Annotated in this window: 13 protein-coding genes; 6 read left to right on the top strand and 7 right to left on the bottom strand. The window is 64.7% G+C overall.

The features are described 5' to 3' along the window. Window positions 1-112 precede the first annotated feature (112 nt). Together BM190_RS07460 and BM190_RS07455 are read left to right on the top strand one after the other, a co-directional pair. On the top strand, window positions 113-361 hold the full coding sequence (locus BM190_RS07460; RefSeq protein ID WP_092253276.1) for a hypothetical protein: 249 nt from the start codon (window positions 113-115) through the stop codon (window positions 359-361). 81 nt (window positions 362-442) lie between these two features. Continuing rightward, window positions 443-1933: a carboxylesterase/lipase family protein gene (locus tag BM190_RS07455; RefSeq protein ID WP_092253274.1), complete on the top strand. Its 1491-nt coding sequence runs from the start codon at window positions 443-445 to the stop codon at window positions 1931-1933. A 21-nt stretch (window positions 1934-1954) separates the two neighbouring features. Here BM190_RS07455 and BM190_RS07450 read toward each other — a convergent pair whose 3' ends face one another. After that, window positions 1955-2134: a hypothetical protein gene (locus tag BM190_RS07450; RefSeq protein WP_018319760.1), complete on the bottom strand. Its 180-nt coding sequence runs from the start codon at window positions 2132-2134 to the stop codon at window positions 1955-1957. Window positions 2135-2283: 149 nt separating this feature from the next. Here BM190_RS07450 and BM190_RS07445 point away from each other — a divergent pair, with 149 nt between their 5' ends. Next, window positions 2284-3078, top strand: a complete 795-nt coding sequence (locus BM190_RS07445; protein ID WP_092253272.1) for a DODA-type extradiol aromatic ring-opening family dioxygenase — start codon at window positions 2284-2286, stop codon at window positions 3076-3078. 117 nt (window positions 3079-3195) lie between these two features. Here the strand turns inward: BM190_RS07445 and BM190_RS07440 are convergent, their stop codons facing one another. The 3 genes from BM190_RS07440 to glgC are packed head-to-tail and all read right to left on the bottom strand — an operon-like array spanning window position 3196 to window position 6208. Further along, window positions 3196-3456 (bottom strand): SemiSWEET transporter, encoded by a 261-nt coding sequence (locus tag BM190_RS07440; RefSeq protein WP_028145410.1) that lies wholly within the window; start codon window positions 3454-3456, stop codon window positions 3196-3198. A gap of 38 nt (window positions 3457-3494) precedes the next feature. After that, window positions 3495-4949 (bottom strand): glycogen synthase GlgA, encoded by a 1455-nt coding sequence (glgA, locus tag BM190_RS07435; RefSeq protein ID WP_092253270.1) that lies wholly within the window; start codon window positions 4947-4949, stop codon window positions 3495-3497. Next, complete coding sequence (gene glgC, locus BM190_RS07430) at window positions 4946-6208, bottom strand: glucose-1-phosphate adenylyltransferase (RefSeq protein WP_018319764.1); 1263 nt, start codon at window positions 6206-6208, stop codon at window positions 4946-4948. Before glgC ends, glgA begins: the two co-directional genes overlap by 4 nt. A gap of 367 nt (window positions 6209-6575) precedes the next feature. On the opposite strand from glgC, the gene BM190_RS07425 reads away from it, so the two are divergent. The 3 genes from BM190_RS07425 (at window position 6576) to BM190_RS07415 (ending at window position 8785) form a co-directional block, all read left to right on the top strand. Then, on the top strand, window positions 6576-7016 hold the full coding sequence (locus BM190_RS07425; protein WP_092253268.1) for a hypothetical protein: 441 nt from the start codon (window positions 6576-6578) through the stop codon (window positions 7014-7016). Window positions 7017-7257: 241 nt separating this feature from the next. Beyond that, window positions 7258-7572, top strand: coding sequence for a septal ring lytic transglycosylase RlpA family protein (locus tag BM190_RS07420; protein WP_092253266.1), 315 nt, complete (start codon window positions 7258-7260; stop codon window positions 7570-7572). 43 nt (window positions 7573-7615) lie between these two features. After that, entirely contained in the window at window positions 7616-8785 is a 1170-nt protein-coding gene (locus BM190_RS07415) for a Gfo/Idh/MocA family protein (RefSeq protein ID WP_092253264.1), read from the top strand. A gap of 184 nt (window positions 8786-8969) precedes the next feature. On the opposite strand, the gene BM190_RS07410 is transcribed toward BM190_RS07415, so the two are convergent. From BM190_RS07410 to BM190_RS07400, 3 genes are all read right to left on the bottom strand, one after another. Continuing rightward, complete coding sequence (locus BM190_RS07410) at window positions 8970-10280, bottom strand: ABC transporter substrate-binding protein (protein WP_018322896.1); 1311 nt, start codon at window positions 10278-10280, stop codon at window positions 8970-8972. Window positions 10281-10438: 158 nt separating this feature from the next. Beyond that, complete coding sequence (gene uvrA, locus BM190_RS07405) at window positions 10439-12949, bottom strand: excinuclease ABC subunit UvrA (RefSeq protein ID WP_092253262.1); 2511 nt, start codon at window positions 12947-12949, stop codon at window positions 10439-10441. Window positions 12950-13103: 154 nt separating this feature from the next. Then, window positions 13104-14288: a calcium-binding protein gene (locus BM190_RS07400; protein WP_244550617.1), complete on the bottom strand. Its 1185-nt coding sequence runs from the start codon at window positions 14286-14288 to the stop codon at window positions 13104-13106. Window positions 14289-14526: the final 238 nt, after the last annotated feature.

Genomic DNA, 14526 nt, shown 5'->3' with positions numbered 1-14526 from the left:
TGGGTAGGCGTTTGCGGCGTCATCGTGGCCGCGTGAATGTTGCGGCACTACACGCACCGCGATGCACAATGGCCGTGATTACCCGGGCTAATCATGCCCGATCCGCCTCTGTATGCTTGCGGTTACAAGCCACGCGTACCGGCCGGGCGTCATGACAGAGTTGAGTGAGCGGACCAAAGCGAACATGGACGTCGTCCTGGAGCAGACGTGCCGGCAATTGCCGCATGGCGGCGATCACGACAGCCGCAGGTTCATCGCCGAGCGCCTGATCGAAGCCGCGCGGGCCGGGCACGCCACGCTCGGCGAACTCGGCATCGTCGCGCGGCACGCGCTGGCGGAGATTCTCGCAAAGCGCGGTTAGTACGAGCCGCCAGGCTTGCCCCGCCGACGGCGGCGGACGTAACCTGCAGGAAACCGTTCCGCGCATCGAGATGCACCGAAGATGCGATCCCTGCTCGCGCTTCTTGCGGCCTCCATTGTCCTGTGTTGCGCCGGCCCGGCCGTGGCGCAGCCGGTCGGACAATTTCCATTCGCGCTGACGCGTGAAGGACAGATGCTCGGCGCCGTCGAAGGCGAGGTGGCCTCGTTCAAGGGACTGGCCTACGCCACGCCGCCGGTCGGCGCGCTGCGCTGGCGCCCGCCGCAGCCGACGCCCGAAAGTTCGGAGATGCACACCGCCTACGATTACGGCGCGCCGTGCCTTCAGCCGTCCTTGCCTGATGCGAGCGAGGATTGCCTGACGCTGAACGTGTTTCGTCCCTTCGGGGTCGACGGCCCGCTGCCGGTGATGATGTTCATCCATGGCGGCGGCTTCATCGGCGGCACCGCGAATGAGCGGCTGTTCGACGGAGCCAGGCTGGCGCAGGCCGGCCTCATCGTGGTCACCGCAAATTATCGCCTCGGCGCGCTCGGCTGGCTCGCTGATCCCGCGTTGGCGGACGGCGGCTCCGGCAATTACGGCCTGATGGACCAGATCGCCGCGCTGCGTTGGGTTCATGACAACATCGCGGCCTTCGGCGGTGATCCGCACAACGTCACCTTGTTTGGCAGCGACGCGGGCGCGACATCGATCGCGCTTCTGATGCTGTCCGCGCAGTCGCGCGATTTGTTCCAGAAGGCCATTCTGCAATCGGTGCCCGGTCGCGCGCCTCTGCGCTCGGTGCAGGACGCGCATGCGACCGGCCGGCAGTTCGTGGCGGCGCTCGGACCGCAGGCGGATTTGCGCGCCGCCGAACCGCGCCGCCTGCTTGCCGCCGAAAGCCGTCTGCTGGAGCAATCGCGGTATGCCTTCGCGCCAATGATGGATGGAAGTCTGGTGACCGAGGATATCGCTGCCGGCTTTGCGGCCGGACATCAAAGCCGCATTCCTCTGATGATCGGCTCGAACGACGACGAGACGGGTTTCGACGGCGAGTTCGATACCAGGGAGGAGCTTGCAGCGTCAGGCCTCACAAGCGATGAACTGCGCAAGCTCTATCCCGATCTCGCCAAGCCTTCTCTCGACAGGCCTTCTCTCGCCAAGCCTTCGGATCTTGCGGCAAGATTTTACACCGACAAAGTTTTTTCCGAGCCCGCAAGGCTGCTGGCGCGCCTGCATGCCGCAAGCGGCGCGGCGACCTTTCGCTATCGCTTCGCTTACGTGCCCGAGGCGCGGCGCGCCAATCCTGGGGCTGGGCACGGGCGCGAGTTGCAGTTCATCTTCGGTGCAGAAGGCGTGCCGGGAGCGGGCATCTTCTCGCGAGCCGATCGCGAGGTCGCAAGCCGCATGCGGTCCTATTGGATCAACTTCGCCAGAAGCGGCGATCCCAACGGTCCCGGTCTGCCGCATTGGGACGCAGCCGCAGGGAGCGATCGCCTGCTGCTGATCACGAACGATCGCATCGCGAGCGGCGACGATCCCTTGGCGGAGCGTCTCGACCGGCTCGCGCGCTAGCGCCGATAAAAATGGTTGGACTTAAGCCGCGAGCTCGACGCGGGGCGCCGGCGTCAGCCGGCCTTCCTCCAGATAGTCCATCGCGCCGTCCTTCTCGACGGCGTAGAACTGCTGGCCGTCCCGCGACTTGAAGGCGGCGCGAACGATGCCGCGGCGGCCCTTGTCACTGTTGACGACATCCCCCAGCGCAAACTTCTTCATCTCACGTCTCACTTGTCTTCAGGCCGACTGCTTCGGCCACGCCGGGGATTTTGGGCGGCAAATCGTTAACGACTTGCTAACCATGCCGGTTTGCCTATGCTCGTTGCCGGACGCGCGGGCACGCGCAGAGTGCCGATGAGACGAGCCCCATGACGCGATTTCCGACCCTGTTCCTGTCGCACGGCGGCGGCCCCTGGCCGTTCATGGAGGACAGGCGGGTGCAATATGCCAGAACCGCCGAAGAGTTCGGCCGGTTGCCGCAGCTTCTGCCGGAGAGGCCGAAGGCCGTGCTCGTCATCACCGGCCATTGGGAGGCCGATGCCTTCACCGTCTCGACCTCGGCGCATCCGCCGATGGTGTACGACTATTACGGTTTCCCCGAGCATACCTATCATCTCAAATATCCGGCGCCGGGCCGGCCCGAACTTGCGACCGAGGTGAAGGCGCTGCTCACGCGCGCGGGCCTCGAATGCCGGGAAGATCCCAACCAGGGTTTTGATCACGGCACCTTCGTGCCGCTCGGCCTGATGTATCCGAACGCCGACATGCCGATCGTGCTGCTGTCGCTGAAGTCTGCTTACGATGCGGCCGAGCACGTCAAGGTCGGCGAGGCGATTGCCCCGCTCCGCGATGAAGGCATCCTGATCGTCGGCAGCGGGCTGACCTATCACAATATGCGTGGCTTCAACCGGCCGGAGTCCAAGCCGGTCTCGTATGACTTCGAGGCCTATCTGAACGAGGCGATCAGCAACCCGGATCCGGCTCGCCGCAACGCGATGCTGGTCGACTGGGAGAACGCACCGAGCGCGCGCCTCGCGCATCCGCGCGAGGATCATCTGCTGCCGCTGATGGTGGCTGCCGGCGCCGCCGGCAGCGATATCGGCAAGCGCGTCTTCGTCGACGAGGTCGCGAGTGTGGCGATGGCGTCGTATGTATTCGGTTGATTCCGTAGGGCGGATTAGCGAAGCGTAATCCGCCGTCGTGCGGCAAGGTGGCGGATTACGCCCGCGGACTGCGCTTCGCGCAGCCGGGGGCTAATCCGCCCTACGCATCCCGCGACCTCACCCGTATTTCAGTTTCATGAACAAAATGCCGCCGGCGAGCAGCATGGTGATGGCGTTGGCGGCGACCAGCGGCGCATCGCCCGAGAGCAAGCCATAGATCAGCCAGAGCGCGAGGCCGAGCACCATCACAAGAAACATGCCGAGCGAGATGTCTCCGGTGGAGCGCGTCTTCCACACCTTGATGGCTTGCGGCGCATAGGCCACGGTGGTGCAGGTGGCGGCGGCAAAGCCGATCAGCTTGATCACGAACGGGTCCATGCCGGCTCTATAGCATGGATTCGACGATGGTCATCGCCTCAGGCACGCTCCGTCATGAGCCCGCGATACAGCGCGGCATAGTCGCCGGTGCGGTTGCGCCAGGAGACGTCGGTCGCAAGGCCGTTTCGTTGCAGCCGGCGCCAGGTCTGCTTGTCGTGGAAGGCGGTGTTGGCCTTGCGCAGCGTGCCGGCGAGGGCGGCCGCCGTCACGGGTGCGAACTTGAAACCGGTGGCATCGCGGTCGGCGGCGTCGGCTTCGCTGATGTCGACGATGGTGTCCTCGAGCCCGCCGACGCGTGAGACGATCGGAACGGCGCCATAGCGCAGCGCGCAGAGCTGGGTCAGGCCGCACGGCTCGAAGCGTGACGGCACGATCAGCGCGTCCGATCCGGCCTGGAGCAGGTGCGCCAAAATCTCGTCATAGCCGATCACGACGCCGATCCGGCCGGGATTGGCGCGGGCAGCGGCCTGATAGCGATCCTGGAGATCGCGGTCGCCGCTGCCGAGCAGCGCGAGCTGCATGCCTTCGGCCAGAATGGTCGGAATGGCCTCGAGCAGCAGATCGAGCCCCTTCTGCCACGACAGCCGGCTGATGACGCCGAGCAGCGGCGCCTCGTCGGAGGAATCGAGATTGAACTGCTGCTGCAGCACCGCCTTGTTCGCGGCCCGGAAGGTCAGGTCCTCGGCGCCGTAGCGGTAGGCGATGTGCGCATCGTCCTGCGGATTCCACACCGAGATGTCGATGCCGTTGAGGATGCCGCTCAGCACGTTCGCGCGTGCGCGCAGCAGGCCACCGAACCCCATGCCGCCTTCGTCGCTCTGGATCTCCTGTGCGTAGGTCGGCGACACCGTCGTGATGCGATCGGCGAATTGCAGGCCCGCCTTCAAGAAGCTGATGCCGCCGAAATATTCGATCTCGTTGACGTTGAACGCGTGCCAGGGCAGGCCGATCGCACCGATTAGCTCAGGAGCGAACTTGCCCTGATAGGCCATGTTGTGGATGGTCATCACGGTGCCGGGCCGCGGGCGATTGTCATAATGCAGATAGGCCGGCGCGAGCCCGGCCTGCCAGTCATGGGCGTGCACGACATCGGGAACGAAGGCGGGGACGAGTCCGTGGCCGATATCGGCGGCGATGCGCGACAGCGCCGCGAAGCGCACGCCATTGTCCGGCCAGTCGACGCCTTCGGTGGTGACATAGGGATTGCCCGGCCGCGCATAGAGATGCGGCACGTCGAGCACGAACAGGTCGAGCCCGTCATGGGAGCCCGCGAGCAGCCGGCCCGGCCCGCCGAAATAATCCGGCCAGCTCCGGATCTCCTCTGCGTTCGATACGAGCCGCATCACGTCGGGATAGCCCGGCATCAAGGTGCGCATCTCGACGCCATGCGCCTTCAGCGCGATCGGCAGCGCGCCGGCGACATCCGCGAGGCCGCCGGTCTTGACGATGGGATAGACTTCAGAAGCGACCGCGAGGACGCGAACAGGCCTCATGTATTGAGCCTGTCGATCATCGGCTGGGTGACGAGCGAAATCCCCTGCTCGGTGGTGCGGAAGCGCTTGGCATCGAATGCGGGATCCTCGCCGATCACGAGTCCTTCCGGAATCTCGACGCCGCGGTCGATCACGACGTTCTTCAGCCGCGCGCCGCGGCCGACATTGACATAGGGCATGATCACGGCGTTCTCGACATTGGCATAGGAGTTGATGCGCACGCCGGTGAACAGCAGCGACCGGCGCAGCGAGGCGCCGGAGATGATGCAGCCGCCCGAGACCAGCGAGCTCACGGCCTGGCCGCGCCGGCTCTCCTCGTCATGGACGAATTTCGCCGGCGGCGTGATCTCGGCATAGGACCAGATCGGCCAGGAGCTGTCGAACAGGTCGAGCTCGGGCACGACGTCGGTGAGGTCGATATTGGCGGCCCAATAGGCATCGACCGTGCCGACGTCGCGCCAATAGGCGCGGGGGTCGCTGCCGGAACGCACGCAGGAGGTGGAATATTGGTGCGCCATCGCGCGGCCGTTCTTGACGAGGTAGGGAATGATGTCCTTGCCGAAATCGTGGTTCGAGTTCGGATCATCGGCGTCGCGCTTGAGCTCCTCGAACAGGAACTTGGCGTCGAACACGTAGATGCCCATGCTGGCGAGCGAGACGTCCGGCTTGCCCGGCATCGGCGGCGGATCCTTCGGCTTCTCCAGGAACTCCTGAATCCAGCCGTTCTCGTCGATATGCATGATGCCGAAGCCCGAGGATTCCGTCCGCGGCATCTCCAGGCAACCGACGGTGACGTCGGCGCCGCTGTCGACGTGCTGGCGCAGCATCACCTCGTAATCCATTTTATAGATGTGGTCGCCGGCCAGCACCACGATGAAGCGGCAGGCGTGGGATTCGATGATGTCGATGTTCTGGTAGACCGCATCCGCCGTGCCGACATACCACATGTTCTCGGAGACGCGCTGGCTCGCGGGGAGGATGTCGAAGCTCTCGTTTCGCTCCGGGCGGAAGAAGTTCCAACCCATCTGAAGATGCCGGATCAGGCTGTGCGCCTTGTACTGGGTTGCGACCGCGATGCGGCGGATGCCCGAATTGACGGCATTCGACAGCGCGAAATCGATGATGCGGGACTTGCCGCCGAAATAGACGGCTGGCTTGGCGCGGCGGTCGGTCAGCTCCAGGAGCCGGCTGCCACGTCCGCCAGCCAGGACGAACGCCAGCGCCTGACGGGCAAGCGGCTCGGGTCTCGCGGCACTCATGTCATTCCTCCCACTCACACCCGGCGCAGGCCGAGGCTATTTGTCGCGAGAAGCCTCGCGCCATTGGAACCGATAGTAGCGGTACGAATAGTCAATCGTGAAGTAGGTTGTTGGTTGCGCGGGCGAGAAGCTTAATGCTCTGCCTTGGCCGCGGGGCTCCGGCATCGCACCGGTGTCACGTCGGGCAGAGCGGGCGCGTCGGCTCGCCTCGCATGCCGGCAGCCGGCTCGCAGCGAGGCTTGGACGAGGCTTGTGCGCCGCACGCAAATACGGGCTTGGAAAATCCGGGCTTTGACTTGGCGCAAAGATGCCCGATCATGTCGCTGCGATCCTTTTCCAAGCAAGACGTTAGACAGGGAGCAAGTCGATGAGGATCTGGAAAACGGCAATTGCCTGTTCGGTCGCCGGCGTGGTCATCGCCGGTCAAATTCAACCGGCGGCAGCGGCCCCGCTGCCGACCAACGTCGCGACCATGAAGGCCGCGGTCGGTGACGATGTCGCGCAAGTGCATTGGCGCGGCGGCGGGTGGGGTTGGGGCCTTGGCGGTCTCGCGGCCGGCGCGATCATCGGCGGCGCGATCGCGGCCGGCGCGCCTTACGGCTACGGCTATTACGGCGGCGGACCGTATTATGGCGGCTATGGCTATCCGGGTTACGGCTACGGTTATGCCCCCGCCTATTACGGCGGCTACGGCTACGCGCCGGTGTATCCGCGCTATTATCGGCCCTATCGTCCGTATTACGGCTATGGCTACGGCTACCGGCCGTACCGGGTCTATCACCGGCACTATTATCGCCGATATTGGTGAGCCGTCGCGCTTTGGCTTTGAGCATGGTCTGCGCGCAAACGCGTCACAGGTTTGCGCGCACGATTGCGGCGTGATGTCGCTAAGCCGGCGACGATGCTGCGCGAGATCACCGTACGCGCCGCTCTTTCCGGAAAGTAACAATGTGTGATGGCGCGGTCGCTCCTTGCGCGCCGTGAGTTGGGAACCTTAGGGAACAAAGCGACGTTTGCAGCGCCGGGTGTGGCCAATCTGGAGCGGTGCCGTGCAAGCGCAAACCACGCTATTCCTCTGTCTGGCCATTTTTTCGTTTTCACCATTTTCTGTTGCATATGCCGAAAGCGGGCTCGCCTCCTATTACGGCTACGCAAAAGCCGGCAAAGGCGGCGAGCTCACCTGCGCGCACCGGACGCGCCCGTTCGGCAGCGTGCTGAGGGTCTCCTATGGCAGCCGCACGATCCAATGTCGCGTCAACGATCGCGGCCCGTTCATCCGCGGCCGTATCGTCGACCTCTCGGTGCCGGCCGCCCGCGCGCTCGGGATGATGAGCGCCGGCGTGGTGCGAGTCTCCGTGGAATAGGCCGGCCAGCGCGCTATAGTGCCGCCCAAAGCAAGGGGGCGCTATGGCAGGCATCAGGATCGGACTCGTCGGCTGCGGCTTCGTGTCGGAGCTGCATATGTATGCGTTCCGGCGCGTCTATGGCGTGGATGTCGAGGTCGCGGCGGTGGCCGCGCGCGGCGACCACGTCGTCGAATTCGCCGGCCGTCACAACATCCCGCGCGTCTATCGCAGCTTTGCCGATCTGATCGCCGACCGCGAGATCGACGTCGTCGACATCTGCACCCCGCCCAATCTTCATGCCGAAATGATTGTCGGGGCGATGCAGGCCGGCAAGCATGTCATTTGCGAAAAGCCGTTCGCCGGCTATTTCGGCCGCGACGGCGACAAGCAGCCGATCGGCAAGCACGTGCCGAAGGCGCTGATGTATGAGCGCGTGCTCGAGGAGATGGACAAGACGCGCGCCGCGATCGAGCGCACCGGAAAGCTCTTCATGTATGCCGAAGACTGGATCTACGCGCCCGCGGTGACCAAGACTGCGGAGATCATCAAGGCGACCAAGGACAAGATCCTCTTCATGAAGGGCGAGGAGAGCCATTCCGGCTCGCACGCGGCCCACGCCGCGCAATGGGCGATGACCGGCGGCGGCTCGTTGATCCGCATGGGCTGCCATCCGCTCTCGGCCGTGCTCTACCTCAAGCAGGTCGAAGCCAAGGCGCGCGGTGAGAGCATCCGTGTCGCCAGCGTCACCGGCGATGTCGGCAACGTCACAGCGGGCCTCAAGCCGGAGGAGCGCACCTACATCAAGGCCAATCCGGTCGATGTCGAGGATTGGGGCACGCTGACGGCGACGTTCTCGGACGGCACCAAGGCCACCGTGTTCTCCGGCGACATGATCATGGGCGGCGTGCGCAATCTGGTCGAGACGTATACGTCAGGCGGCTCGCTATTCGCCAACATCACCCCGAACAATCATCTGATGAGCTACCAGACCTCCGAGGAGAAGCTCGCCAGCGTCTACATCACCGAGAAGGTCGACCGCAAAACCGGCTGGCAATATGTCTGCCTCGAGGAGGAATGGACGCGCGGCTATCTGCAGGAGATTCAGGACTTCATGGAATGCGTCGCGACCGGGCGGCAGCCGCTGTCTGACCTCGCGCTGGCCTATGAGACGATCAAGTTGAACTACGCAGGGTACTGGGCCGCGGAGGAGGGGCGGAGGGTGGTGTTGTAGGGCACGCTTCTCTTACCCTCCCCTGGAGGGGGAGGGTCGATCGCGCGCAGCGCGAGCGGGGTGGGGTGATCTCTCCAATCGGGCAGTGCCCGTGTGGAGAGATCACCCCATCCCGCCACGCATTTCGCTTCGCTGCATGCGTAGCGACCCTCCCCTGGAGGGGGAGGGTGGGAGCAAGCCGCCCCTACGTCCCGTAGGTCGATCCCTTCGGCAGCGGGAATACCGGGTCTTGCGTCCTGATATTGGTCGGCCACACCACCGAGATGTGCTCGCCGGCGTTCTGCATCACCACCGGCGTCGAGCGCTCGTTCTGGCCGGACAGCGGCGTGCCCGGCGGGAAGAACTTCACGCCATAGCCCTGGATGGTGCCGCCGGCGGGAATGTCGACGTCGAGCGCGGCCTTGCGGATCGCCTCCGGCTCGAAGCTGCCGTACTTCTCCTTGGCGACAGGCAGCACGTTGTTGAGCAGCACCCAGGTCTGGTTGAATCCCATCGAGCAGTGCGGCGGCACGTCGGTGGCGCCGGTCTTGGCCTGGTAGCGCGAGACCATGGTCTTGATCAGCTCGCCCATGCCCGGCGCGAGTTTTGCCGCATCGAGCAGCTGCGCCGGCACCGGGTCGATGTTGCAGAAATTGTCGATGTCGGGACCGAAGGTGGCGCGCAGCTTGTCGAGCTGGCTGTAGCCGGCGCCGGCACCGAACAGCATCTTGAAGCGCAATCCGCTCTCGCGGGCCTGGCGCAGGAACAAAGTGATATCGGGGTTGTAGCCGGCATGCGAGATCACGTCGGCCTTGGCGCGCTTGATCTTGGTCACGAGCACCGAGAGGTCGGGAGCGGACGCCGAATAGCCTTCGCGCAGCACGACCTGAATGCCGGCCTGCTTGGCATAGGCCTCGTCGGCCGCGGCGACGCCGACGCCATAGGGGCCGTCCTCGTGGATCAGCGCGACCTTGACGTCCTTCGCCTCCATGCCGAGCTTGGCTTTCGCATGCTCGGCGATGAAGCCGGCAAAGGCCTGGCCGTACTGGTCGGAATGGATCTGCGCGCGAAACACGTATTGCAAATTCTTGTCCTTGAACACGGCGGTCGAGACCGCAGTCGTGATCCAGAGGATCTTCTTCTGCTGCTCGACCTTCGCCGCCATCGGCACCGCATGCGCGCTGGAATAGACGCCGTTGATGATGTCGATCTTTTCCTGGCTGATCAGCCGCTCGGCCTCGTTGATGGCAACATCCGCCTTGCTCTGCGAGTCCGCCGCAACCGGCACGATCTTGGTCTTGCCGCCGATGCCGCCCTTCTCGTTGACGAGGTCGATGGCGATCTGCGCGCCGACCGAGGAGGCGACCGAGCCGCCGGCGGCGAACGGGCCGGTGAGGTCGTAGATCAGGCCGATGCGTAAATTCTCGGCCTGCGCCTGGGCCCTGGTCCAATCGAGGCTGAGTGTGGCGGCGGCAGCCGCCGTACCCTTCAGCAGCTGCCTGCGTGAAGTCGGCATCCTATCCTCCCTCAAAACCGTTCTTATGACTGGTTGTTATTTTTTTGCGAAGTATGGGGAGCGGGACAGCGGAAAGTCAACATGGCGAAAGTCGGGTCTGTCAGCTGCGCCATAGAACGCAATTGCGAAATGACGGTGAGGTCCGGCGAGACCGAGCGCTACTGCTTCAAGCGCCGCGCCAGATAATGCGCGGTCTTTCCGCTGGCCTTGGCAACCTGATCCGGTGTCCCCGATGCGACGATGCGTCCGCCCTCGTCGCCGGCGCCGGGGCCGAGATCGATGATCCAGTCGCTGTGAGAGACGACGTCCATGTCATGCTCGACCACGACCACGCTGTTGCCGGCGTCCACGATCCGGTCGAGTTGGGCGATCAGCCGCTCGACATCCCGCGGATGCAGCCCTGTGGTCGGTTCGTCCAGCACATAGAGCGTATGGCCGCGTTGCGGACGCATCAGCTCGGTCGCCAGCTTGATCCGCTGGGCTTCGCCACCGGACAATTCGGTGGCGGACTGGCCGAGGCGGATATAGCCGAGACCGACCTCGCGCACCACCGAGAGCGACCGGTTCAGCGCGGCATCGCCCTCGAAGAACTCGAAGGCCTCGTCGACGCGCATCGCCAGCACGTCGGCGATGGATTTGCCGCGGATTGTCACCTCGAGCGTCTTGTCGTTGTAGCGGGCGCCTTTGCAGGTCGGGCAGGGCGCGTAGACGCTGGGCAGGAACAAGAGCTCGACACAGACGAAGCCCTCGCCCTCGCAAGTCGCACATCGGCCTTTCGCGACATTGAACGAGAAGCGTCCCGCGTCGTAGCGGCGGGACTTTGCCTGCGGCGTTGCCGCGAACATCCGCCGCACATGGTCGAACAGGCCGGTATAGGTCGCAAGGTTGGACCGCGGCGTGCGGCCGATCGGCTTCTGGTCCACCACGACGAGGCGGCCGATCCGGTCGAGGCCGGCAACAATCTTGCCGCCCAAGGTCTCGACCCTTGCGGCGAGGCTGTCGTCGTCCGCTTCGTCCGCGAGCGTATGGCCGAGATGCCCGGCGACGGCCTCGACGAGGAATTGGCTGATCAGGCTCGATTTGCCGGAGCCCGACACGCCGGTGATGCTGGCGAGGACACCCAGCGGGATATCGACGTCGAGACCGCGAAGATTATTGCGGGCGACGCCCCTGACCTTCAGGTGGCCCTTCGGCTCGCGACGGGTCGTCGGCAGCTTCTTGCGGGGATGCGCGAGATAGTGGGCGGTGCGCGATTGCTCGATCTGACCGAGCTCTGCCGGCGGCCCGCTGTAGAGGATGAGCCCGCCGCCGTCGCCCGCGTCAGGCCCGACATCCACCAGCCAGTCGGCATGCCTGATCACTTCGATCTCGTGCTCGACCACGAAGATCGAATTGCCGGCGTGCTTCAGCCGGTCCAGCGCCCGCAGCAGCGCCTCGGTGTCGGCGGGATGCAGGCCCGCGGACGGCTCGTCGAGCACGTAGACGACGCCGAACAGGTTCGAACGAACCTGCGTCGCAAGGCGCAGCCGTTGCAATTCGCCCGGCGACAGCGTCGGCGTGCTGCGCTCGCAGGCGAGATAGCCAAGGCCGAGGTCGAGCAGAACGGCGAGGCGCGCCGACAGATCCTCGCAGATGCGCCTGGCGACGACGGTCTTTTCCGATCTGTCCGTCGAAGTCTTTGCGAACGGCTTGACCAGCTCCTGCAGCTGCTTGAGCGGCAAATGCGACATCTCGGCGATATTGAGCCCGGCGAACCTGACCTTGAGCGCCTCGGGCTTGAGCCGGGTGCCGTGGCAGGTCGGGCAATCCCGCGTGATCATGAATTGCGCGACACGGCGCTTCATCATCGCGCTCTCGGACTTGGCGTAGGTCTGCATCACGTAGCGCTTCGCGCCGGTGAACGTGCCCTGGTAGCTCGGCTCCTCCTTGCGGCGCAGCGCGCGTTTGACCTCAGCGGCGTCGTAGCCGGCATAAACAGGAACGGTCGGCTGCTCCTCGGTGAACAGGATCCAGTCGCGGTCCTTTTTCGGCAGCTCGCGCCAGGGCTTGTCGACGTCGTAGCCGAGCGTCGTCAGGATGTCCCGGAGGTTCTGCCCTTGCCAGGCACTCGGCCAGGCCGCGACGGCGCGCTCGCGGATCGTCTTGGTGTCGTCGGGCACCATGGACTTCTCGGTAACGTCGAGCATCCTGCCGATGCCGTGGCAGGTCGGGCACGCCCCCTCGGGCGTGTTCGGCGAGAACGCCTCCGCATAGAGCATCGGCTGTCCCCGCGGATAATCGCCGGCGCGGGAATAGAGCATCCTCAGCAGGTTCGAGATGGTGGTGACGCTGCCGACGGATGACCTTGTCGTCGGCGCCCCGCGTTGCTGCTGGAGCGCGACGGCGGGCGGCAGGCCCTCGATGTCGTCGACCTCGGGGACTTGCATCTGGTGGAACAGCCGCCGCGCGTAGGGCGACACCGACTCCAGATAGCGCCGCTGCGCCTCGGCGTAGATCGTTCCAAAGGCAAGCGAGGATTTCCCGGAGCCCGACACGCCCGTGAATACGACGAGCGCGTTGCGGGGAATGCGAACGTCGACGTTCCTTAGATTGTGCTCGCGCGCGCCGCGCACCCGGACGAAGCCGTCGTCCTGCATCAGGCTGTCGGGTCGTCTTGGTCGATCGTCCATCTTGCTTCTCCAGGCCGCGTCGGAATTAACGGCAAGATCGCAGGATGGGTCCTTCGAGGCCAGTGGGCCTCTGCGTTCTGCACAAAGCCAAGGCCCGCCGCGATGACAGTGAAGGGCCTTGCGAGGGATTTGGGTCGCGGCGGCAAGCCGCGCCTCAGACCATGAAATCCCTGGCGTTGAGATCGGCGGCATGGATGCCATCCAGCGTGATGGTGTCGTTGGCCGTCAGCTGGATCACCGCATTGCCGGCGCTGTCATCGCTGATCAGGCTCTTCAGCGCGCCCCAGTCCGCAAAGCCATAGGCCCGCACATCGATCACGTCCTGCTCGAGTATCGTGCTGCCCGCCGCCTTGTTGCCCTGATCGAAATCGTTGATCACGTCCTGGCCCGAGCCTGCCCCGAACACGAACAGATCGTTGCTCGGTCCGCCCCAGAGCTGATCGTTGCCGCCTCCGCCGTTCAGCAGATCCCTGCCGCCGGTGATCGAGCCGCCTACGAACGGGTTGTAGGCTCGTGCATCGCCATAGAGCCAATCGCCGCGATCGCTCCCGTAGAGAATATCATTGCCACCCTGTGCGTTGCCGGACATCTGCGAGCCATCGCCGACGAGCGCGATGGAGGTCGAATTGGGATTGCCGTCGACGGCTGCGATCAGGATGTCGTCCCCGCCACGGGCATTGTCGCTCATGTAGCCGCTATCGCCGAGCAGTGATGCGCCGCCGGACCGCGCATCGTCGCCGGCCGTATAGATGAGGATGTCATTGCCGCCGCGTGCATCGCCGATCATGGACACCAAGGCATCACCTGACATCGATATGTTGCCAGAGGCGCCGGCCTGGACCACGCTGACGATGTCGTTGCCGCCTTGGGAGTTGCCGCTCATGAGCGATCCGGAATCGCCGCTGAACGCACCATACGATCTGTCGCCCATCTCTGCCTTGATGAGGTCATTGCCGCCCTTGGCATCCCCGGTCATGGCGATTTCGGCGTCGCCTGAGAGATAGACGCTCGCATAGATCGCATTCGAGGCCTCGACATGCAGCAAATCGTTGCCGCCGCGGGCTTGGCCGGACATGATCTGCGCGTCGCCGTCAAAGGTCGTATAGGGCAAGCGGCCCTGGATCGTCGCGACGAGAAGGTCATTGCCGCCATGCGATTGGCCTTCCAGGATCGACTCGTCGCCGACAAACAGCAGGCTACTGGGCCCGTCATCGACTGTTGCGATCATGATGTCGTTACCGCCATGGCCGTCGACCGGTAGACCGGGGTCTCCGAACGCGATCACGAGCTCCTGGCTTCCAACGCTGACGATGATCGTGTCGTTTGGCATACGGCGCATCGTGCAACTCCCAATTTCTTGTCCGGCGCGGACGGAGGCGAAGCGACATGCCTGCGCACCGCGCTGCGGCCCTGCCGCGTCACACATCATCTTTGGTTTGATGGCGGAGATTGGCCCGCGATGGAGCTTGATTGCGGCCGCGGAACCGCCGGAGCGGGCGCGTCGTTAAGCTGTCATGAAACGCACAAGCGAAGGGGTATTTACGGCGATCGATCCGCAGATCGTGCCGCAGAAAGCA

Origin of the sequence: Bradyrhizobium sp. Rc3b (assembly GCF_900114915.1) — a bacterium.
Lineage (GTDB): Bacteria > Pseudomonadota > Alphaproteobacteria > Rhizobiales > Xanthobacteraceae > Bradyrhizobium.
This window is presented reverse-complemented; position numbering and strand designations above follow the sequence as displayed.